At 45.0% G+C, this 21,998-nt stretch carries 16 protein-coding genes; 2 read left to right on the top strand and 14 right to left on the bottom strand.

The annotated features are described in order from the left end of the window. Positions 1–6 precede the first annotated feature (6 nt). The 3 genes from ACTNB3_RS05035 to ACTNB3_RS05025 all read right to left on the bottom strand — a co-directional run bounded on the left by ACTNB3_RS05035 (position 7) and on the right by ACTNB3_RS05025 (position 5,060). The gene (locus ACTNB3_RS05035) at positions 7–1,452 is read right to left on the bottom strand and encodes a TrkH family potassium uptake protein (RefSeq protein ID WP_427819907.1); all 1,446 of its coding nucleotides are present in this window, start codon (positions 1,450–1,452) and stop codon (positions 7–9) included. 16 nt (positions 1,453–1,468) lie between these two features. Then, entirely contained in the window at positions 1,469–2,824 is a 1,356-nt protein-coding gene (gene trkA / locus ACTNB3_RS05030) for a Trk system potassium transporter TrkA (protein ID WP_427807247.1), read from the bottom strand. Between the two features lie 157 nt (positions 2,825–2,981). After that, positions 2,982–5,060, bottom strand: coding sequence for an elongation factor G (locus tag ACTNB3_RS05025; protein ID WP_427807246.1), 2,079 nt, complete (start codon positions 5,058–5,060; stop codon positions 2,982–2,984). A gap of 194 nt (positions 5,061–5,254) precedes the next feature. Between ACTNB3_RS05025 and ACTNB3_RS05020 the strand changes: the two genes are divergently transcribed. Together ACTNB3_RS05020 and aroA are read left to right on the top strand one after the other, a co-directional pair. After that, positions 5,255–6,352 carry a prephenate dehydrogenase/arogenate dehydrogenase family protein gene (locus ACTNB3_RS05020; protein WP_427807245.1) on the top strand — a complete coding sequence of 366 codons (1,098 nt, stop codon included), beginning with the start codon at positions 5,255–5,257 and terminating at the stop codon, positions 6,350–6,352. A gap of 33 nt (positions 6,353–6,385) precedes the next feature. Next, complete coding sequence (gene aroA / locus ACTNB3_RS05015) at positions 6,386–7,699, top strand: 3-phosphoshikimate 1-carboxyvinyltransferase (RefSeq protein ID WP_427819909.1); 1,314 nt, start codon at positions 6,386–6,388, stop codon at positions 7,697–7,699. A gap of 49 nt (positions 7,700–7,748) precedes the next feature. On the opposite strand, the gene ACTNB3_RS05010 is transcribed toward aroA, so the two are convergent. The 11 genes from ACTNB3_RS05010 to ACTNB3_RS04960 all read right to left on the bottom strand — a co-directional run bounded on the left by ACTNB3_RS05010 (position 7,749) and on the right by ACTNB3_RS04960 (position 21,997). After that, positions 7,749–12,086, bottom strand: coding sequence for an SNF2-related protein (locus ACTNB3_RS05010; protein WP_441024676.1), 4,338 nt, complete (start codon positions 12,084–12,086; stop codon positions 7,749–7,751). A gap of 222 nt (positions 12,087–12,308) precedes the next feature. After that, on the bottom strand, positions 12,309–13,505 hold the full coding sequence (locus tag ACTNB3_RS05005) for a glycine C-acetyltransferase (RefSeq protein WP_427807242.1): 1,197 nt from the start codon (positions 13,503–13,505) through the stop codon (positions 12,309–12,311). Positions 13,506–13,525: 20 nt separating this feature from the next. After that, positions 13,526–14,578: an L-threonine 3-dehydrogenase gene (gene tdh / locus ACTNB3_RS05000; protein WP_427807241.1), complete on the bottom strand. Its 1,053-nt coding sequence runs from the start codon at positions 14,576–14,578 to the stop codon at positions 13,526–13,528. A gap of 270 nt (positions 14,579–14,848) precedes the next feature. After that, positions 14,849–15,301, bottom strand: coding sequence for a precorrin-2 dehydrogenase/sirohydrochlorin ferrochelatase family protein (locus tag ACTNB3_RS04995; protein ID WP_427807240.1), 453 nt, complete (start codon positions 15,299–15,301; stop codon positions 14,849–14,851). Between the two features lie 3 nt (positions 15,302–15,304). Next, the gene (locus ACTNB3_RS04990; RefSeq protein ID WP_427807239.1) at positions 15,305–15,946 is read right to left on the bottom strand and encodes a precorrin-8X methylmutase; all 642 of its coding nucleotides are present in this window, start codon (positions 15,944–15,946) and stop codon (positions 15,305–15,307) included. After that, on the bottom strand, positions 15,943–16,332 hold the full coding sequence (locus ACTNB3_RS04985) for a bifunctional adenosylcobinamide kinase/adenosylcobinamide-phosphate guanylyltransferase (protein WP_427807238.1): 390 nt from the start codon (positions 16,330–16,332) through the stop codon (positions 15,943–15,945). The genes ACTNB3_RS04990 and ACTNB3_RS04985 overlap by 4 nt, the downstream gene beginning before the upstream one ends. Beyond that, positions 16,329–16,880: a bifunctional adenosylcobinamide kinase/adenosylcobinamide-phosphate guanylyltransferase gene (locus ACTNB3_RS04980; RefSeq protein ID WP_441024674.1), complete on the bottom strand. Its 552-nt coding sequence runs from the start codon at positions 16,878–16,880 to the stop codon at positions 16,329–16,331. The genes ACTNB3_RS04985 and ACTNB3_RS04980 overlap by 4 nt, the downstream gene beginning before the upstream one ends. Before the next feature lie 4 nt (positions 16,881–16,884). Next, positions 16,885–18,492 (bottom strand): peptide ABC transporter substrate-binding protein, encoded by a 1,608-nt coding sequence (locus ACTNB3_RS04975; protein WP_441024672.1) that lies wholly within the window; start codon positions 18,490–18,492, stop codon positions 16,885–16,887. A gap of 17 nt (positions 18,493–18,509) precedes the next feature. Next, positions 18,510–20,291, bottom strand: coding sequence for a dipeptide ABC transporter ATP-binding protein (locus tag ACTNB3_RS04970; protein ID WP_441024671.1), 1,782 nt, complete (start codon positions 20,289–20,291; stop codon positions 18,510–18,512). A 3-nt stretch (positions 20,292–20,294) separates the two neighbouring features. Then, entirely contained in the window at positions 20,295–21,083 is a 789-nt protein-coding gene (locus ACTNB3_RS04965) for an ABC transporter permease (protein WP_441024670.1), read from the bottom strand. Continuing rightward, entirely contained in the window at positions 21,080–21,997 is a 918-nt protein-coding gene (locus ACTNB3_RS04960; protein WP_427820614.1) for an ABC transporter permease, read from the bottom strand. The genes ACTNB3_RS04965 and ACTNB3_RS04960 overlap by 4 nt, the downstream gene beginning before the upstream one ends. Between the last annotated feature and the right edge of the window lies 1 nt (position 21,998).

Genomic DNA, 21,998 nt, shown 5'->3' with positions numbered 1-21,998 from the left:
CCTCTTTTAAAATTTTTTATTCCAAAGTGTTGGTGTAAACAACATCAGGAATGGAAATATCTCCAGTCTTCCGATCAGCATATCAAAGCAAAGTACCAGTTTTGAAAAGCTATTGAATTTAGCAAAATTCTCCACCGGACCGACCAGTCCCAGCCCCGGTCCAACATTGTTCAGAGTCGTAAGTACCGCCGTAAAGGATGTCTCAAAATTATAATTGTTCGCAGAAACAAGCAAAACAGAAAGAGCAAGAATAATAATATATGCACTGATATAAACATATACGCCCCGCATGGTCTCTTCTTTCACCCTTTTTCCGTTTACCTTTACAATGGATACTCCCTTCGGGTGCAGCATCGACTTCAATTCCCGTCCGATACTCTTGATCAGGATCAGAAATCTGGAAACCTTGATACCACCACCCGTCGACCCTGCACACGCACCAATGATCATCAAAATCAGAAGCACCATTTTCGAAAGTTCCGGCCACAGATTAAAATCCACAGTCACGAAACCCGTCGTTGTTATGATTGCCGCCACCTGAAAAGAAGCATAGCGAAATGCTTTCCCAACAGAGTGATACATTGGAGTGATATTCACCACTATCATCACGACAGCGACTGCGATAATTCCCAGGTAAGCACGAAGTTCTTCATTTTTCAGAACATTTTTAACATCTTTCATTAACAGGAGGAAATACATGTTAAAATTAATCCCGAACAAAATCATGAAAACAGTGATCACACCATCAATATAAGCGCTGTTAAAATGTGCCACACTGTTATTGTAGGAATTAAATCCTCCGGTTCCGGCTGTGCTGAATGCATGCGTCACACTGTCAAAAAGGCTCATCCCTCCGCAAAGGAGCAGGATGATTTCCAATACAGTCAGAATGAAATACATACCATACAACAGTTGCGCCGTTCCCCTTGCCTTTGGGACCAGTTTGTCTGCTTCCGGACCCGGAACTTCCGCACGCATCAGATGCATGGAATTCTTTTCATCAAGGGATGTCAGCACCATTACAAACACCAGCACACCCATACCACCGATCCAATGCGTCAGTGCACGCCAGAAATTCATACATTTGGGCATACTTTCGATATCCATAAGTATAGTCGATCCCGTCGTGGTGAAGCCTGAAACAGTCTCAAAAAACGCGTCGATAAAATTCGGTATACACCCGGACAGAAAAAATGGAAGCGCTCCGAACAGTGACCAGAAGATCCATGCCGTCGCCACGATGATCAGCCCTTCTTTCGTGTAAATCATCGTATCTTCGGGTTCTTTTCTTCCCCATATGAAATAGCAGACGCAAAGGAGTGTCGACGCCACAAGAAAATATGCCGACTCCTTCTCACTGTACATAAGCCCTACCATCATCGGAATTAAAAGCAGAATCGCCTCAACCCCAAGCATTTTTCCAATGATATATTTTGTCATTTTCTTATTCATTGCTTACATTCTCCTGCTAAAGCATTATATCAGTGATATCCTGTACTTTTTTTTCTGTCGTTACCATCACTACACTATCCCCGACCTTCATACATTCATCACCATCCGGAATGATCACCTGACGTCCCCGCCCAATGCAAGCAATCAGGTTGTTCGCTTTAAAACTAAGTTCTTTCAACGGAATATTCGTATAATTTGTCTCTTCTTTGATAATAAACTCGAGAGCCACTACTCTTCCGCCGACAAGCTGATACATGGATTCAACATTGACGCTGCGAAGCGAATTCTGACGAGCACGCACATAACTCATAATCGCGTCAGCAGTCGCTGTTTTCGTGGAAACCAAAGCATCAATATCCAGTTCCTGCACCAATTGTGCTCTGCTGTCTTCATTGACCTTAGCCACTATCTTATCCACACCCTTGGTTCTTCCAAACAATGCAAGTATAATATTCTCCTCATCCACATTAGTAAGATTGATCATGGCATCTGCTTCTTCAATGCCCTCTTCAATCAGCAGATCATGATCTGCTGCATCTCCGCATATAATAGTCGCCTTCGGAAGCTCTTCACAGAGTGACTCACACTTTTTCAGATCTTTTTCAATGATCTTCACCTGCATTCCAAGAGCAATCAGCTGTTTTGCAAGATAATATGCCACTCGGCTGCCTCCGCAGATCATGACTTTCTTTACTTTTCTTTTTCTTCCGACAAATCGGAAAAACTCTTCGATATATTTATGGGAAGCGACCAAGTGAAGTCTGTCCCCGACCTTTACCAGAAAATCTCCATCCGGAATAATCACATCATTCCCTCTTCGCACCGCACAGATAAGCAGTTTAATCTGATACTTCTGATAAATATCAGAAAGCTTCATCCCGTCCAGCCTGCTCTGTTCTTTTACAATATATTCTACGAGCTCAGCTTTTCCTTTCATAAATGTCTCAACCTTTGCGGTATCGGGAAGAAGAATCGCCCGTGAGATTTCAAATGCTACCGCAAGTTCCGGATTCACTGCCATACTTAGTCTGAGATCCTCTTTCAAAAGATCAATTTGCTGATAGTAGATAGGATTTCTCACACGTGCAATGGTGTGCTTTGCTCCCAGTTTTCTTGCCAGAAGGCAGCTTACCATATTCAATTCATCTGTAGACGCACAGGCTATAACCAGATCTGCATTCGGAACTCCCGCCTGTCTCTGGATTTGAGCATCTGCTCCATCCCCGTTGATGCACATAATATCCAAATTATTGATTGCTTCTTTCAGTTTCCCTTCATTTCGATCAATCAGTACGACATCGTAATTTTCTTCGGATAATTGTGTCGTCAATTTATGTCCAACTTTTCCGTCCCCAATAATTACAATTTTCATTTAAGGCTACCCTTCATTTTTCTTTAGATTTACCTACGTAGCATACCACTTTTATGTCAAAAGTACAATAGCGAGGTCTGTAATTTAAAACGAATTAGTGTTGTTAAAGAAAGCCGGACAAAATGCCCGGCTTTTCTCTTGTTCTATCAAATTGAATTTACGCCTCTTCTGCAGCGCGTTTTGCGATTTCCTTCTCCTGAACATCATTCGGTGCCTGCTCATAACGGGCAAATTCATAAGAATATGTACCACGTCCGCCCGTCATGGAACGAAGCGTTGTACAATATCCAAACATACCTGTCATCGGCACATCCGCCTCAATCACCTGATATCCGCCTGCAACCGGATTCATTCCTAAAACTCTTCCACGACGTTTATTCAGATCTCCCATTACATCTCCGGTATAATCATCCGGAACCGTAACCTTAACGGATGCAATTGGTTCCAGAAGAACAGGACCTGCTTCCATGAAACCTTTCTTAAATGCCTGGCATGTTGCAGTCTTAAATGCCATTTCTGAGGAATCTACCGGATGGTAAGATCCATCGTAAAGAGTTGCTTTTACGCCAACAACCGGATATCCTGCCAGAGGTCCCTTAACAACAGAATCCTGAAGTCCCTTCTCAACAGCCGGGAAGTAGTTCTTCGGAACAGCTCCTCCCACAACCTCTTCTTCGAATACATACGGTGTCTCCAGATCTCCGGACGGTTCAAATCTCATCTTAACATGTCCGTACTGTCCATGTCCGCCGGACTGTTTCTTATACTTGGTATCCACATCGGAATTCTTGCGGATCGTCTCACGGAATGCAACTTTCGGAGTCTCAAGTGTAATACCAACTTTATAACGTTCTGCCAACTTGCTTGCCACAACTTCCAGATGCTGATCGCCCATACCATAGATAAGAGACTGACGGTTCTCACTGTCATTCACCACTTTCAGTGTTACATCTTCTGCCATCATTCTTGCAAGTGCCTGGGAAACTTTATCTTCATCACCTTTATTATTTACTACATATTTCATATATGTATATGGTTTGGAGTATTCGGTTCTTCCAAAAGAAACCGGAGTATTCTTTGTAGAGAGCGTATCACCGGTTCTTGTTGTACCAAGTTTTGCGATTGCTCCGATATCTCCGGCAAAAAGCTCGCTCACTTCTACCGGTTTATTTCCGTTCAGGGTGTAGATTTTACCAAGCTTTGCTTCTGCATCTGTCTCTGCATTATAAAGGATATCATCGCCTTTCAGTACGCCCGAACATACTTTCACAAAAGAGTATTTTCCGATAAACGGATCAACCATAGTCTTAAATACATATGCACTCTTCGGCTGTGCAAAGTCATAATTTGCCTCAAAGATCTCATTTGTCTTACGGTTGATTCCTGCACACTCACGATATTCCGGACTCGGGAAGAAACGTACAATATCAGAAAGGAGATTGGTTACGCCCTGCGCCTGAATATTGGAGCCCATCGCTACCGGAACGATCGAACCGTCCATAACTTCGCTTCTCATAGCAGAACGAATCTCTTCTACAGAGAATTCATCTCCTTCGAAATAACGTTCCATAAAGGCTTCACTCGTCTCAGCCACTGCTTCAAGAAGTTTCTCACGGTAAATCTGCAGATTCTCCTTTGAATATTCCGGAATTTCACATTCTTCTTTCTGTCCGAGACCTGTATATCTTCTTGCCGCATTCTTAATAACGTTTACATAGCCAACCAGCTTCTCGTTCTCACGAATCGGCATGAAATGAGGTGCGATTACTTTTCCGTATCTTGCTGTCAGATCTTCCACTACCTGACGGAAACTTGCATCATCCACATCCATCTCTGTTACATAAATCATTCGCGGAAGTTTATACTTGTTGCAGAGTTCCCATGCTTTCTCGGTTCCGACCTGAACACCAGCCTTACCAGAAACAACGATCACCGCTGCATCCGCCGCACTTACAGCTTCCTCTACTTCACCTACAAAGTCGAAATATCCAGGAGTGTCCAGAATATTGATCTTTGCTTTTTCCCACTCTATCGGAATCAGACTTGTGCTGATTGAGAACTTTCTCTTCTGCTCCTCTTTATCGAAATCACTGATCGTATTTCCTCCGTCAATGCTGCCCAAACGGTTCGTTGCTCCTGAAACATAAGCCATTGCCTCTGCAAGACTTGTCTTTCCACATCCCCCATGTCCCAAAAGAACAACGTTTCTTATTTCATCCGTTCTGTAAACCTTCATGCTGCTGCCTCCTTGTAAAAAGTTTCTCATGGGTACATTGTACTAAATATTGTTCAAAGTTACAACTATTTTATTTATTTTTAACAAAAATATCGCAACTCCTATTGCTTTTTCACTTTAAAGCGTTGCATTATTGACAGAATTCGTTTTATCATTTAAAATGAAAGTTAATGTTTAGAAAGGATTCTTTAGCTATGAAACAGAAGAAAATCGGATTTATTGGTCTCGGACTGATCGGCGGGTCCATTGCCCGGGCCATCCGCCGTTACTATCCGGATTACGAGATAATTGCATTCGATAATAATAAAGAAACACTGGCACTTGCAACACAGGAATCGGTCATTCATGTAGCCTGCACGTCGATCGATGACAATTTCCGCGACTGCGACTACATTTTCCTCTGTGCCCCTGTGGCATTTAATACCGAATACCTGAAGATGATGACGCCCTATCTCCATGACGGACTGATTCTCACTGACGTTGGGAGTGTAAAAACTCCGATGCATGAGGAGATTGAACGTCTGGGACTGGGGAAATACTTCATAGGCGGTCACCCGATGGCCGGTTCTGAGAAAAGCGGATTTGCAAATTCCAAACCGCTTTTAATTGAAAACGCTTATTTCATCCTTACTCCTTCTCCGGAAGTTTCCAAAGAAAAAATACAGAGCTATTCCGAGTTCGTGGAGGCTCTCCATTCCATTCCTGTCGTGCTTGATTATCAGATCCATGATCAGATTACCGGCACGATCAGTCATCTTCCGCATATTATCGCCGCATCCCTGGTTAATTTTGTGCGGAATACCGATACTCCGGATGAACTGATGAAGAATCTTGCGGCGGGCGGTTTTAAGGATATCACAAGGATTGCTTCTTCTTCACCGACGATGTGGCAGCATATCTGCCTTCAGAACGGAAAGAATATTTCCCGGATTCTGGATGAATATATTCAGATGCTGACTCAGGCTAAATCACTGATCGATGCAGGCGATTCTCAGGCAATTTATGATATGTTTGACCATTCCAGAAATTACAGGAATTCGATCCCTGACGGTTCATCGGGACCGATCCGGAAGACGTTCGCCATCTACTGCGACATACCGGATGAGACCGGCGGCATTGCAACAATCGCTACGATCCTTGCGTGCGGCGGTGTCAATATCAAGAATATCGGAATTGTAAATAACCGCGAATTTGAAGAAGGCGTTCTTAGAATTGAATTCTACGACGGCAATTCCTGCGATAAAGCTTCCGCTCTGCTCAGAAAGCATCGGTATATCATATATGAAAGATAACGAATCTACAATCAGAAAGGAATATACATAATTATGGAAATTCATACTTCCCACGGACTTCACGGTGAGATTGAAATCCCCGGAGACAAGTCCATTTCCCATCGTTCCGTTATGTTCGGGGCACTGGCCAAAGGTACAACTGAGATTACTCATTTTCTTCAGGGAGCGGACTGTCTGTCTACGATCGGATGTTTCCGCGCTATGGGGATCGAAATTGAGAATACGCCGGAAAAGATACTGGTTCACGGCAGGGGGCTTCATGGTCTGACCGCTCCGGCCGGAACGCTGGATGTCGGGAACAGCGGTACAACCACCCGCCTGATCTCCGGAATCCTCTCCGGGCAGCCCTTTGCCACCACTTTATCGGGAGATGCCTCTCTGAATTCGCGCCCCATGAAACGGATTATGGAACCGCTGTCCCTTATGGGTGCCGATATTCAAAGTCAGAACGGTAATGGCTGTGCGCCGCTTCAGATCAACCATCACCTGAATCCCGGATCACACCCGGAGCTGAAACATATTCACTATCGTTCCAGGGTGGCATCCGCGCAGGTCAAATCCGCCGTTCTTCTCGCAGGACTTTATGCCGACGGTGTGACTGAAGTTACAGAGCCTACGCTGTCCCGCAATCATACGGAGCTGATGCTGAATGGATTTGGGGCAAATGTAATAACCATCAATCATGACGACGGAAGCGCCACGGCCTCCATTCAGCCATGCGAAGAACTTTTTGCCCGGCAGATTCAGGTTCCCGGTGACATTTCTTCCGCAGCATACTTCATTGCCGCCGGACTTCTGGTGCCGAACTCTGAACTGCTCATCCGAAATGTCGGGATCAACCCGACCCGCGCCGGACTTCTCGAAGTATGCCGCGCTATGGGCGCTGATATCACTTATGTAAACCAGACCAGTGCCAGCGGAGAACCGACCGCCGATCTGCTTGTAAGATCCAGTTCACTTCACGGTACGACGGTAGAAGGTGCGATCATCCCGACTCTCATTGACGAGATTCCAATGATCGCTGTAATGGCAGCTTTCGCAGAAGGAACAACTGTGATCAAAGATGCCGCTGAACTCAAAGTGAAGGAAACCGACCGGATCAAAACAACAACGGAAGCTCTGCTTGCCATGGGCGCAGACGTGGTTCCTACCGAAGACGGCATGATCATCCACGGTGGAAATCCTCTCCACGGCACGGACATCAACAGCTATCTGGATCACCGCATCGCAATGGCATTTTCCATCGCCGGACTTGCTGCTGCGGGAACGACCACAATACAGGACAGCCGGTGTGTCGATGTCTCTTACCCGGAATTCTATAAGTCTCTGGGCGCATTGAATCAGTGATTGAAATGCAAATGTTTTAAAAGGGAACGCAAAACTGCGTTCCCCTTTTTTATGCCTGATTGGAATCCAGAAGTTCCAGCAATTCATCTCGGTTCATACTTCCCAAATATCCATTCTCTCCACTTAAGATCTGGGTAGCAAGATCAGTTTTCTTCTCTTGCAGCTTTTGAATCTTCTCCTCAATCGTGTTCTTCGCCAGGAGTTTATACACTGTCACTTTCCGCGTCTGACCGATTCGGTGCGCACGGTCTGTCGCCTGATTCTGAACCGCCTGATTCCACCATGGATCATAATGGATGACCACATCTGCACCGGTAAGATTAAGTCCGACTCCACCTGCTTTCAATGAAATCAAAAATACCGGCGTATCTCCTTCGTTAAATTCCCTGACAAGCTCAAGACGTTTTTCTTTTGCGGTGCTTCCCGTTATCAGGAAATACGGGATTCCCGCCTTATCAAAATTCTCCTTCAAAATATCCAGCATAGAAGTAAACTGTGAAAACAGCAGGATACGATGTCCGCCATCCATCGCACTCTGCACCAGATCCAGACATGCATCAACCTTCGCGGCTTCTCCGCGATAGTGTTCAAAACAAAGCGAAGGATCGCAACAAATCTGCCGAAGCTTCGTGATTTCCGCTAATACCTGCAGCTTATTCTTATTAAACTCCTGATTGTCCTGCTCGGAAATTACCTGTTTCAAATGCAGTACCTGTCCATCATATAACTTCTGCTGTGTATCTTCAAACTTGACATACCTGATTTCTTCCATTTTCTCCGGAAGGTCTTTCAAAACATTCTCTTTCAGCCTTCTCAGGATGAAAGGAGCCGTCATCTTCTGTAGTCTCTTTGTAGCAGCCTCATCCTGATTCTTTGCAATCGGAATCTCAAGTTCTTTTCGGAAAGCTTCGTAAGAATATAAGAATCCCGGCATGAGATAATCGAAGATGCTCCAAAGCTCACTTAAGCGATTCTCGATCGGGGTTCCCGTCAGAGCATACCTGGTTTTGCTTTGTATCACCTTAACTGCTTTGGCTGCAGCTGTTGAATGATTTTTTATATACTGCGCTTCATCAATGATCTCATAGAGAAATGTTTTTTCGTCATAAAACCCAATATCACGTTTGAGCAGGTCATAAGACGTAATCAGCACATCCACATCCTTCCAGTTTTCAACAATATTCCGGCGCTCATTCTGCGTACCGGCAACCACATTTACCCGAAGTTCCGATGCAAAGCGGCTGAACTCTTCCTGCCAGTTGAAGACCAGAGAAGCCGGCGCTATGATTAGAGACGTTCCTTCTTTTCCTTCTTGTTTTGCAGAAAGAAGCACAGCAATCGCCTGCAGCGTCTTCCCAAGTCCCATATCATCCGCAAGGATTCCGCCAAATCCCCACTCCTCCAGTGTTCGCAGCCACTTAAATCCATCTTTCTGGTAAGGACGCATCACTTTGCTTAAACTCTCTGGCTCTTCAAAGTCCGCTTCCTTTACCGTCTTAAATCCTTTAATGATCTTACGGAAATGACTGTCTCTGTTACTGTAAATGCTCTCGTTTTCTTCCAGCAGTTTATCCAGATAAAGCGTCCGATACATCGGAAGATGTAGTTGGCCTTTCAGGAACTCTTTTGGCTTCACATGCAGTCCCTGAATCATCTCATTTAAAGCTTCCAGTGGAGAATTCTCCAGATCAACGAAGGAGCCATCCTTTAACCGGTAATATTTTTTCTTTGTGCGATAACTCTGCAGAAGTTCCAACAGTTCCTGCATCGGTACATCCGTAGTCGAAATTTCCAGATTCAGCATTCCCTCGGAGACAGATACCCCCGCAGATACACGAACTCTATTGATCGTACGGTATCCCAGGAAGCTTTTCGTGCATCTCACTTCGCCCAGCTCCAGCATCTTATCCAGCCCGTTCTTCATCAGATTATAGATTCGTTCCTCATCTTTTCCACAACTGAAGCTTTCACTTTCCCAATTAATTTCGGGTAAATACTGAAACAGATATGCTATGGTTTCCTGTTCTCTCTCATAATCACGAAAGGCAGCCATGTTTTCAATTAATTCATCATCAAAATAGTCAGTCAGAGAGAACTCCTGTTCTCCGTAACACGCCAGTGCACGGCATACGACATCCTGCTCCGGTGCATCCAGATCAAATCGAAACTGTACTTCCGGCGGCAGATACGAACGGAATTTTTCCGGTTCCGCTTCCGTAATATCTGCTACTTCACGTAATTGTGGAAGAGTACGGTAAAAAAACTCTGCCATATGATTGCGTCCTACCAAGAAGGCAATTGAGCCACCATCAGCCGCTCTTGTCAGAGGTTCCATTTTGCCAAGAAATTCTGGTTCCACTTTCATAAAATGAGTACCACTGATATAGTAGGCTGTATCTACTCCATAGAATAATTCCGGCAAGTTTCCTCTGACTCTCACTCCATGGAATTCCTTGTGCGTCCCCAGTGTATCCGCACTGATTCTCATCTGGATCTTCGGTTCACCGATTCCCGGTTCCAGATAAATCTTTTTCACCGGTGACTTGTCGCGGTTTTCGTACTCGACAGGCTCTCCTCCCATCTGATTATAGAATTCGTCCAGCCTCCATCCATAGAGATCAACAGAACCTCCCACATCCTGCTTCTGGTAAGAATAATAGTTTCTTGATTCCATCATTCTCCGCGCAAATGCATTCTCATCCCGGACAATCTGATTAATAAAATGGATCCATTTCCGGCTTTCTTCTGTGAAATTCTCAATATTATGATTAATATTCGTACTGCTTCCATACACTGCCGTTGAAGCATTCTTAACATTCTCACAGAATTCATTCAATTTTTTTACTACAAACAGTTTGTTCTCTCCCACCTTGAAAGTCAGTGTCAGTTTTCCATCCTTCATGACCAGTCTCGGAACCAGACGCAGATTCTTCGGTTCTGCTTCCATATCCGACACAAATTTCGTCATTCGTTTATTGGAAAAAGAGGAAAGGACCCGTTTTCCACTGTAGTCCGTTGCATCTCCGATGTTCTGATCCTTTAAAATCCTTTCTGTCTCAAGTAAGGCTCCCGCCTTATACTTGCAAAACTGATTCTTCGAATAATACCAGCCATAATAATTCATCCGGCACTCAGGGCAATGACACTGAAGAGACAACAGTTCATCTCTGGCAAACTGGACATAAACCGGAAATTCGATCCCGTCTTCCTCACAACTGAAACTGATCTGTCCCAGTATTTCTCTTGTCATCTGATTATAACCGGTTCCTACCTCATCTAATCTGAGTTTGCCGTTTCTGATCACTTTCTCAGCTTCACTCTGCACTGCCTTCGAAAATTTCATCGCATTTCTGATAACCTCGGGTCTGAAGTAAGAATAGTTCTCTAATGCATTCATTCTCTTTTGAGCCTTTTCTGAATCCATTTCTTCTGAGTCATCATGCCATGGATTTTCCAAAGTCTCATAATCCTTTTTCAGCATCTGTCTTCTTGCTCTTTCCTGCTGACGCTTCTTTACTTCAGACAGCATTCTCTCCTCGGCCAGCCGCTGTTCTTCTTTTCGGCGCAGTTCCTCTGCAATCCGTTCTTCTTCTGCCTTCCTGAGTTTCTCAGCCTTGCGCTTTTCTTCCTCTTTTTTCAGTTCTTCAGCTCTGCGTTTTCCTTCTTCCTCCAGACGCCGTTTTTCTTCTCGCCTTTTCGCTTCTTCCTTTTTCTTATTTCGGATTTCTTCCTTCCTGGCCTCTTCCGCACGGATTCTCTCCGCCTCTTTTTCGCGGCGCTGTTCTGCTATTTTCTTTCGTTCCTCATCCTGCCGTGCTTTTTTCGCTTTTCTCTGCTCTCTGGCAAGCTTCTTTGCAGCTTTTTCTTCTTCCTGACGTTTCTTTTCTTCCACAGCTTTTTCTTCTTCGATTCGTCTCTTTTCGCGTGCCGCTTCTTCCTCCTCCAGGCGTTTCTTTTCTTCCGCAACTCTTTCTTCTTCACGACGCTTCAGTTCTTCTTTTTCATATGCTGTTCTTCTCCTTTTTATCTGAAGCTTCGATTTTTTTTGCTCTTCTGCTGCATGCTTTTCTTCGTTCTCCCTCCATAGCTTCATGAGTTCCTCTTCATTTTTTCGACTCTGTTCTGCCTCTTTTCTCATGTCAATCGCATAGAGTACTGCCGCCATGTGCCTGCAGTTTTTCCCACTTTTCGCGATTGCGCACTGGCAGTTCATACGTGAAATGTCATCATCCGTCATTTTGATAACAACCTCTGCTCGTTGTCTCTCTAATACTGCTGCCGAATACCCTTTCTCTGTCCTGGTCAAATCAACAACCTTTCTGTTCAAGCATGCCTTTTTGCCCCATTCCAGTGATGTTTCATCGAATCTTTCTTTCCATTCTTTCATTTGTAATGCTCCATCATATCTATCTTTACGCAATTACTACCATTTAGCCTACAAAAACAAATCTCTGACTTTAAATACATTCTTTTTCAGTATATCAGTTCCTTTCTTCATTTACAACTGAACATTCTTCATCGTTGGCAACTATTCAACCCGTTTCTCCGAAGCACAAAAAAGGAGGACATCTCCTTCCCCAAAGAGACATCCTCCAAAATCTATCTATAATTATCTTCCGATTTCTTCTCTAACTTCCTTGAAGCATTTTACAATGAAATCGATATCTTCTTTTGTATGGCTTGCGCAAACCTGTGTACGGATTCTTGCTTTTCCCTTCGGTACGACCGGATAAGAGAAGGCTACTACGTATACACCTTTTTCCATCATTTTCTTTGCATATTCGCCTGCCAGTCTTTCGTCATACAGCATAACCGGTACGCATGGGTGGGTTCCCGGAATGATGTCGAAGCCGTTATCAACGAGCTGTTTGCGGTAGTAAGCAGTCACTTCTTCCAAGTGATCGCGAAGCTCTGTGCTTTCTTCCAGCATGTTGAACATCTCAATGCTTGCGCCTGCGATTGCCGGTGCAAGAGAATTGGAGAACAGGTACGGACGGCTTCTCTGACGAAGAAGATCGATGATTTCCTTACGTCCGCTCGTATATCCGCCGGAAGCTCCGCCAAGTGCTTTTCCAAGTGTTCCGGTAATGATATCAACACGTCCTTCTACACCGCAGTACTCTGCAGTTCCGCGTCCATGTTTTCCTACAAAGCCAACGGCATGGCTGTCATCAACCATAACCAGCGCATTGTATTTATCAGCAAGATCACATACACCTTTCAGATTGCAGATGATTCCGTCCATAGAGAACACACCGTCTGTTGCGATCAGTTTGATTCTTGCGCCTGCTTCATCTGCAGCTTTCAGCTGTGCTTCCAGGTCTTCCATATTGTTGTTTTTATAACGGAAACGTTTTGCTTTGCAGAGACGTACTCCGTCGATGATGGATGCGTGATTCAGTTCATCACTGATGACTGCATCTTCTGCTGTCAGGATCGTCTCAAAAAGGCCACCGTTTGCATCAAAGCAGGAAGAGTAAAGAATCGTGTCATCGGTTCCGAGGAAGCTGGAGATCTTCTTCTCGAGCTGTTTATGAATGTCCTGTGTTCCACAGATAAAACGGACAGATGCAACTCCGTATCCCTTTTCATCATATGTTTTCTTTGCTGCTTCAATCAGACGCGGGCTGTCTCCCAGTCCAAGATAGTTATTTGCACACATGCAAAGCAACTCTCTGCCGTCTTCCATCTTTACTCTAGCTCCCTGCGGAGAAACGAACGGAGCCTCGCCTTTAAAAAGTCCTGCTTCCTTAATGTCTTCTACTTCTTTTGTATAAATACTTAAAATATCATTCTTACGTGCCATTTACTGCGGTCCCCTTTCTATTAATCGTTGATATGTGCCCAGTCAAGAATTACTTTTCCTGATTCTCCGGAAATCATTGCTGCAAATCCCTTTTCGTAATCTCTGATGTCAAAACGATGCGTGATGATCGGAGAGATATCCAGTCCGGCCTGAACCATAGTAGACATCTTGTACCATGTATCCCATACTTTTCTTCCGTAAATACCGCGGATATTCAGTCCGTTGAAGATTACGGTCTCCAGATCTACCGTAGCATCTGTTCTCTGAAGACCCAGAAGTGCGATATTTCCACCATGTTTCATGTTGTGGATCATATCATGAAGAGCCACCTGGCTTCCGGACATTTCAAGACCCACGTCAAATCCTTCTGTCATTCCGATTTCCTTCATGACATCCGGCAGTTTTTCCTGTGTCAGATTGACCGTTCTTGTTGCTCCGAGTTTCTTCGCAAGATCCAGACGATACTGGTTCATATCTGTAATAACAACATGTCTTGCTCCTGAGAATTTTGCGATTGCTGCTGCCATAATACCGATCGGACCGGCACCTGCAATCAGAACGTCTTCGCCAAGCATATCATAAGAAAGTGCTGTATGTGTTGCATTTCCAAACGGATCAAATATTGCATAGAGTTCCTCATCGATAGCCGGGTTGCATGGCCATACATTGGATGCCGGAATTACCAGATACTCAGCAAACGCACCGTTTCTGTTTACGCCAACGCCCTTTGCATCTTTACAGTTCTCCTTGTGTCCTTCCAGACAGTTACGGCATTTGCCGCAGGTGATATGTCCTTCACCGGATACCAGATCGCCCGGTTTGAATCCCTGTACACCGGCTCCGACTTCTACAACTTCGCCTACATACTCGTGTCCGGCTGTAAGTCCGATCGGGATCGTGTGCTGTGCCCAGTCATTCCACTGATAAATGTGTACGTCCGTACCACAAATTGCATTTTTGTGGATCTTGATCTTCACATCATTTGGTCCAACCTCCGGGATCGGTACTCTCTTCATCCAAAGTCCCTGTTCCGGTTTTTCTTTCACCAGTGCCCACATCATATTATCATTCATGTTTTCAACCTCCGTGCTTGAAATATTTCCCTTAACCGTTACTTATATCATAAGGAAAATCAGCCGGATTTTCAACACTTTTTTCCGTGTATTGCGCACATTCTACAAGTTTATGTTTTTGTGTCACGCACATAAACAAACGTTTTTCACTGAAGAACACATTTATGCACAAAGTACAAACCCAATCCCGTATTTTTATATATTTTTACCAAATACGCTGCAACAATTTGCACAAACCTCATATTTTTGTCTTTGTACAGCGTACACCGCTCACTCCAACATCCCTTCAATTCTTTCTCTGACAGACTTTACTTTTCCGGGATCCGTCCCACCGGAGCCAATTCCGATCACGATTTCGTCTTTTATAACAATAGATGGAAAATAAAAATCGCACAGTTCTTTCTGATCACAAGTATTGACCGGGATTCCATGTGCATTACAGTAACACACGATCTGCCTGTTCAATCTGTGATTGTTAGTGGCTGCAAACACGATGTCCGCCCCCGCAAGATCCTGCTCTTCGAACTTTTTTCTGATACAATGAACCTTCTGTTCTTCTTTCAGTCTCAGGACCTCTTCACATATCTCAGATGCTATGACATGAATGTTCCCTGAAAATGCCAAAAGGGTCCGTATACGCCGTGCCGCGATCACGCCTGCCCCGATCACAACGATCTTTTTCTCCGAAATATCCACAAACATAGGGAAATAAGACTTCCGCATGGTTTACGCCTCCTGATCCAGCATATAAAGAAGGGCATTGCAGATACATGCTGCGATATTGCTTCCTCCTTTTCTTCCCTTTGCGACGATATAAGGTGTATCCTTCAGTCCAAGGATCAGCTCTTTGGACTGTACCACATTCACAAATCCCACCGGCACTCCGATGATCAGCTCGGGATTTATTTTACCTTCTTTAATTAATTCATACAATCTCACCAGCGCTGTCGGCGCGTTACCGATTGCGAAAATCAGCTTCTCGCTTAACCCGGCCGCTTTGTCCATGCTGGCCTGGGCACGGGTTGTTCCTCCCTTTTTTGCGGCCTCTGCCACGTCCTCATCGGACATAAAGCAGTACACGTGTCCTCCGTATTCAGCCAGCTTCTTTTTGTTGATCCCTGATTTTCCCATCTGAGTGTCCGTCACGATCGACGCACCGCCGCGCAGGGCTTTAAGCGCCCTTTCCACAACATGATCCGAAAAAACCAGATTGTCGACATAATCAAAATCAGCGCTGGTATGGATACATCGCTTTACGATTGGCTCCGTCCCCGGAATGAGGATCGTATCTCCCAGTTCCTCTGTAATAATCTCAAAACTTCTCTTTTCTATCTCCGCAGGCTTTACCTGCTCCAATTCTATTTTCATCGCACATCTCCTCCTTTGATTGGCAGTCCGATACCACACACCACCCGGTCCACGCGTTCGGAAAATGCTGCAAGCCTGGTGCAGATCCGTCCTGTCTCTTCACGATATCTGCGCTCGAAAGCATCGATCGGGACGAGTCCGTATCCAATTTCATCTGTTATGATCACAATTTGTGGATTTTCCCGAATGATTCTGTCTGCAAACAGTCTCATCTCTTCATATTTTTCCATTGACTTTCGGATATACAGATGAAAATGATAGACTCCTTCACACTGAAGCAGCTCTTCTTCCGAGCACGCCGCTCCATCCACCCATCTGATCCCGGGATATTCTTTTTGGGCATATTCCATTTTTCCCTGGAATGCCCCGCCAATGATCATTCTCATCTCTTCACCTCCACCGGAATTCCGTAAACCACTTCCGTTACCTGATCTGCCATTCCTGCCATACGGCAGTTGACCGTCCCAAGCACCTCTTTATATACAGTCATCTCGGGGGAATCCGGTACACTTTCGGCAAAAACTTCATTTGTAACGACCACAAGCAGACAGCTGTGATCGACAAGAAAGCGGATTCCTTCCATAATTATTTCAGCCGAATTCTCCCCTGCACCGTTCTCTTCATATAGTTCATTTGCGGCAAGATTCGACATACACTCCAACAAAACCAATGGTTTACATGCTTGTTTTTCTTCATCAAACAGCCCGATAAGCTGTTTTTTCAAATCCAGATAGCATTCAACAGTACAGAACCCTTTTCCTTCTCTCATTTTCCGGTGGCGTTCGATTTTCTGTTTTGTCTCCTCCCCAAAGGGCATCATCGTAGCAAGGTAATACCGTTTTCTCCAGGGCTCTTTTTCTCCAAATTCCGTGATCAGCTGTTCTGCGTATTTCGATTTTCCGCTTCCGCTTCCTCCTGTCACCAGATGGAACATACTCCTACCTCCTGTCTGCGTACCGGTATTCCAGTGCACCGGTAGCGGCTATCTGCGTAATCCCGATAATTTCCGGCCGTATCAAATTGCAGCTCTTCATCGAGAATAACGGTATCACATAAAACTGCTTTCCCACCGCAAGCTGTTCCGCCTGATGAAGAAGCTGTGATCGTTTCTCCGGATCCGTCTCAGAGTCCGATGCCTTTACCAGTGCATCATATTCTGCATCCTTCACTCCGCTGCAATTATATGTACTGTTGGTAAGAAGGAGCGACAAATAGGTATATGGATCTGTGAAATCCGCCGTCCAGTTCATCCGGCACAATTCAAAATTTCCTGCATGGCGATCGGAATAATTAACCTGAAGTTCCTGCGCCTTCAGTTCCACGTTGATATTCAGATTTCGTTTCAGCTGTTCCTTCAGAACCTGCGCCGTATCCGAATCCAACTCCAGTGTAGGGTAATTATAAGTCAATGTCGGGAAGCCCTCTCCGTTCGGATAGCCTGCTTCCGCCAGCAGTTCTCTGGCTTCTTCTATATTCTCTTCAAATGGAGGATCCGCTTCTTCCACAAAATAATTGCCGGTAGCCTTATCTTTCATGCGCTTTGCGACAAGATTGACGGTAGGTTCCGTATCATCGCCTACGATTTTACAGAGTTCTTCCCGCTCGATTGCGAGACTCAGTGCTTTCCGGACCCGCACGTCCTGAAGCGGCTCCACATCCAGATTCGGGTAAATGTACCGTGTTGCGATCTGATTTGTCACAACCAGATCTGCTTTTCCCTGATACAGTTCCATAACATAGGATGGGAGAGAAGTCGCCACATCCACTTCTCCCGCCTCATATGCATTCGCCATGGACTGCTGATCTGCAAAAAAGCGGTACGTGATTCTGTTCAATTGGATCTGATCTGCATTCCAGTACCGTTCGTTCTTTTCCAGCACAAAATACTGTTCCGGCACATATTCTTTCAGATAAAAAGGACCGTTTGAGACACTGGTCGATGGATCTTTATCCCAGCCGTTTCCGGTCTCAGTCGCATATTTCTGACAGGATGGCGTATAGACCGGAAGGCGCAGCAGATCCAGGAAATACACACAGGGACTTTCAAGATAAAAAATCAGTGTATACTCATCCGGAGTCTCCACCCCCAGTTCTTCTATCCCTTTTTCCCCATTATAGATTGCCTCTGCATTCCGGATTGGAAAGAGATAGACAGCATATCCGCTCTGGCTCACCGGATCCAGCGCACGCTGCATTGTATTTACAAAGTCAGAAGAAGTGACCGGACTTCCGTCCGACCACACCGCCTCTTCCCGCAGATGAAATGTCCAAATCGTTGAGTCTTCATTCACTTCATAAGATTTAGCTGCGCGGTACTCAATCCTTCCATCAGAGTCATATGTCAGAAGTTCGTCCAGTGCAGTTACAGAATACGCGAGGTAGGTCAGCGCAATACTTCCGGCCGGATCCATTGATCCGGTATCTGCACTGATTGCCACTGTAAGCTCCTTCTCTTCATTTCTTATTTCATCTTTCTTTTGGCTACAGCTGCCGCAAATCAAACTGACAGCAAGAAGCACTGTCAATACTGCATATATTCTCTTCATCCTGTCTCTCCTCTTGTTTACCGTTCCGTATATAAAAAACATGCCACTCTTCGTCCATCGATTGAATACATCTTTGGACGTTTTCGATAACAATACGCTCTGACATCCGGACATTTTCCGGCATAAGGACAACCATGTGACTCTTCCTCTCTCATATTTGTATTCTCCAGATTCATATTTTCAGATTCTGAGTTCTGCCTTACACTTTCTGGTTCTGTTCTGTGTCCTGCATTCAGAAGTGCTCTGGTATAGGGATGAAGAGGCTTCCTATAAACCTCATCTGTGTAGCCCTCTTCAACCATCGTTCCCAGATACATCACACACGTTCTCTGGCATAAAAAGTGCACTGCATGTAAATCATGAGAAATAAATAAAATTGTCACTTTCTCTTTTTTCTGTATTTCCTTTAATAGCCTCAGTATCTGTTCCTGCACCGGAAAATCCAGTGCCGATACCGGCTCATCGCAGACCAGGAAGCTGGGATTTCTTAAGAGTGCACGGGCAAGAGCAAGTCTCTGTCTCTGTCCTCCCGAAAATTCATCCGGATATTTCGTCAATACCTCTTCTCCCATTCCCACTCTTTCCAATGCTGTTACATAGCGCTCTCTCATTTCTATTTTGTCTGTTTTCCCACCGGCAAAAATCGTCTCCGTCAACATTTGTTCGATTGTTAATGCCGGATTCAAAGCCGTAAGAGGATTCTGGAAAATCATACGTATTCCTTCCTGATGCCGGTTCTTTTTCCATTTTCTTAAAGGCACAATAGGCTTTCCCATATACCGAATTTCTCCCGCATCCGGTCTCAACATTCCGGTTATCATCCGTGCAAGCGTCGTTTTACCACATCCGCTCTCCCCGATTATGCCATAGCATTCTCCTCGAAAAATCGTCAGACTCACATCCTTGACCGCTTCTGTCACTTTGTAAGATTTACTCACATGCTCAAGCTTCAGAATCTCTTCTGCATTTCTTTGGACCTCCCGAAGTTCCCTCTGACCCAGATTTTTCATACATCGCAGCAATTCTCTTGTATATTCGTGTCTGGGTGTTTGGAAAATCTCTTCCACAGAACCTTCTTCTATCAGACTTCCTTCCTTCATAACCAGAACTCTGTCGCAGATAGAAGCGACCGCACTCAGATCATGACTGATCAGCATGACTGCCATGTCATTTTCTTTTGCGATCCGCCGAAGAAGGATCAGAATATCTTCCTGGATGGCTTCATCTAACGCAGTCACCGGCTCATCCGCAATTAAAACAGACGGATGACAGGCAAGCGCAAGTGCGATTGAAACCCTTTGGCACATTCCTCCCGACAGTTCGAACGGATACTGCTTCATTACCTCTTTCTCCCGCGTGATCTCCACCATTTTGAGAAGCTTACCGGCTTCTTGTTCCGCATCTTTCCTTCTACATCGAACATGCTCTCTTATCGTCTCTGTCAGCTGTTTTCCCACCGTCATTGCAGGATCCAGATACGCCGACGGTTCCTGGAACACCATAGAAATTACATGTCCTCTCAATTTCTTCATCTTTTCCGGACAATCCCCGCCCATTTCGTGGTATCCTCGCAGGATTTCTTCTCCTTCGGCTTCCATATACCCAAAAGAAACCTCTGTCTCTGAAGAAAGCAGTCCCAAGACCGCTCGCATTGCCGTGGTCTTTCCACAACCGGATTCCCCCACCAGTCCAGTGATTTCTCCCTCTCTCAGCTCAAATGAGAAATGGTTTACTACACCGTCTCCTTCCTGCCGTTTATGAAATTTTACACTTAAATCATCTATTTTAAGTAAACTCATAACCTAATTCTCCCTGACGATCAGATTCAGCGAAAAGATCAATAAGACCAGCACCAGTACCGGCCACATCATTTGTGTAGGATAAATCTGCATCTGGCTTCTTGCCTCCTGGATCAGAGTGCCAAGACTTGCAGCCGGTGCAGCAATTCCAACACCCAGAAAGCTCAAAAAAGCCTCTGTGAAAATAGCTTCCGGGACAAGCAGTACTGCGTTCAAAATCACTTTTTCCTTCAGATTCGGAAGCATCTGTTTGATCAGAATCCGCATTGCCCCGGATCCCTCGAGACGGGCCGCAAGAATGTAATCCATCTCTTTTAATCGCAGAATCTCGCCACGAACTACGCGCGCCATCCGTGTCCACCCGGAGATACAGATTCCCAAAATCACCGTTTTTACACTGGCTCCGAAAAGCAGCATGAACAGGATGACATACAAAAGCGATGGAATCGAATCCACAATATCTGCTGCCTGCATCATGATCATATCCGTTTTCTTTCCGGCATATCCGGCAATCCCGCCATACAGAAGTCCCACTATCGATGAGATCAGACTGGCAAGAATGCCCACCTTCATACTGATTCCGGCCCCATACCACACTCTGCTGAAAATATCACGGCCAAATTTATCGGTGCCAAACAAATGCATCAAAGAACTACCTGCATTTCTCAGATCTACATTCTGCGTAACCGGATCATAAAACGGAAGAAACGGAACCAAAACCGTAAAAAAAGTCAATACCAGCAGTATACAGATTCCCAGACGGCTGTATTTACTTTTCCAGAAAGTCTTCATTTGCTCCTCCTTACCGACGGTTCCAGTATCATACGCAGGATGTCCATTGCCAGATTAACGATAATAACGACCATTCCCATAAAGATTGTGAGTCCCATGATCATCGTATAATCTCTTCCGGATACCGCATTCACAAATTCTCTTCCAAGTCCCGGGATATTAAATACCGTTTCCGTCACAAAACTTCCGGTAATGAGATAAGCGGCCGCAGGGCCCAGATACCCCAGGATCGAAGTCCACGCATGCCTCAGAATATGACAATACAAAATTTTCTTCTGGCTGATTCCCCTCGCTTTTGCCATGACCACATATTCTTTTGCAGACTCCTCCCGTATGGACTGGTTCATCATTCTAGCCACAACCGTAGTCGGATATAAAGCAAGAGATAAGACCGGGAGCACATAATGCGCCCGGGATAAAAGACCGGAAACCGGAAACCACCCAAGCTTTACTCCAAATATCAGCAAAAGCAAGACTGCCGCCGCAAAATTCGGAATCGCACCTCCAAGTACAGTTCCGATAAAAATTCCTTCTCTTACCAGAGTCTTTCTACTGCACGCCTGACAGATTCCCAGCGCCGTTCCCAGAACAAGCGCCGTCAGGATTGCCAGTCCTCCGACTTTCACCGTATACGGCCAGGCCCTTGCGATTACATCAGAAACCCGTACACCCTGCTTTTTATAAGAAATCCCCATTTCTCCCCTTAACAAGCCTGTCAGGTAATTCTTATACTGAACTGCTGCCGGTTCATCCAGTCCATATTCCTTTTCCATCGTTTCTACCATATTGGGTGAAATGTTGCTGCTCTGAAATGGGCTTCCGGGCATACTTCTCGTCAGGAAAAATGTAACCGTGATCAGAACAAACAAAGAAAAAATGCCTGTTAAAATTCTTTTTATAATATAGTTCCCCATA

Origin of the sequence: Bariatricus sp. HCP28S3_D3 (genome assembly GCF_052065755.1) — a bacterium.
Lineage (GTDB): Bacteria > Bacillota > Clostridia > Lachnospirales > Lachnospiraceae > Allocoprococcus.
The sequence above is the reverse complement of the archived record's forward strand: the minus strand, read 5'-3'. Positions and strand labels throughout refer to the sequence as shown.

Coding starts and splice junctions, on each gene's coding strand:
- ACTNB3_RS05010 (WP_441024676.1), bottom strand. CDS start 12,086: ATGAAAGAATGGAAAGAAAGATTCGATGAAACATCACTGGAATGGGGC.
- ACTNB3_RS05020 (WP_427807245.1), top strand. CDS start 5,255: ATGAAACAGAAGAAAATCGGATTTATTGGTCTCGGACTGATCGGCGGG.
- ACTNB3_RS04995 (WP_427807240.1), bottom strand. CDS start 15,301: ATGCGGAAGTCTTATTTCCCTATGTTTGTGGATATTTCGGAGAAAAAG.
- trkA (WP_427807247.1), bottom strand. CDS start 2,824: ATGAAAATTGTAATTATTGGGGACGGAAAAGTTGGACATAAATTGACG.
- ACTNB3_RS04970 (WP_441024671.1), bottom strand. CDS start 20,291: ATGAGTTTACTTAAAATAGATGATTTAAGTGTAAAATTTCATAAACGG.
- aroA (WP_427819909.1), top strand. CDS start 6,386: ATGGAAATTCATACTTCCCACGGACTTCACGGTGAGATTGAAATCCCC.
- ACTNB3_RS05035 (WP_427819907.1), bottom strand. CDS start 1,452: ATGAATAAGAAAATGACAAAATATATCATTGGAAAAATGCTTGGGGTT.
- ACTNB3_RS04960 (WP_427820614.1), bottom strand. CDS start 21,997: ATGGGGAACTATATTATAAAAAGAATTTTAACAGGCATTTTTTCTTTG.
- ACTNB3_RS04975 (WP_441024672.1), bottom strand. CDS start 18,492: ATGAAGAGAATATATGCAGTATTGACAGTGCTTCTTGCTGTCAGTTTG.
- ACTNB3_RS04965 (WP_441024670.1), bottom strand. CDS start 21,083: ATGAAGACTTTCTGGAAAAGTAAATACAGCCGTCTGGGAATCTGTATA.
- ACTNB3_RS04980 (WP_441024674.1), bottom strand. CDS start 16,880: ATGTTCCATCTGGTGACAGGAGGAAGCGGAAGCGGAAAATCGAAATAC.
- ACTNB3_RS05005 (WP_427807242.1), bottom strand. CDS start 13,505: ATGGCACGTAAGAATGATATTTTAAGTATTTATACAAAAGAAGTAGAA.
- ACTNB3_RS04985 (WP_427807238.1), bottom strand. CDS start 16,332: ATGAGAATGATCATTGGCGGGGCATTCCAGGGAAAAATGGAATATGCC.
- ACTNB3_RS04990 (WP_427807239.1), bottom strand. CDS start 15,946: ATGAAAATAGAATTGGAGCAGGTAAAGCCTGCGGAGATAGAAAAGAGA.
- ACTNB3_RS05025 (WP_427807246.1), bottom strand. CDS start 5,060: ATGAAGGTTTACAGAACGGATGAAATAAGAAACGTTGTTCTTTTGGGA.
- tdh (WP_427807241.1), bottom strand. CDS start 14,578: ATGAATGATAATATGATGTGGGCACTGGTGAAAGAAAAACCGGAACAG.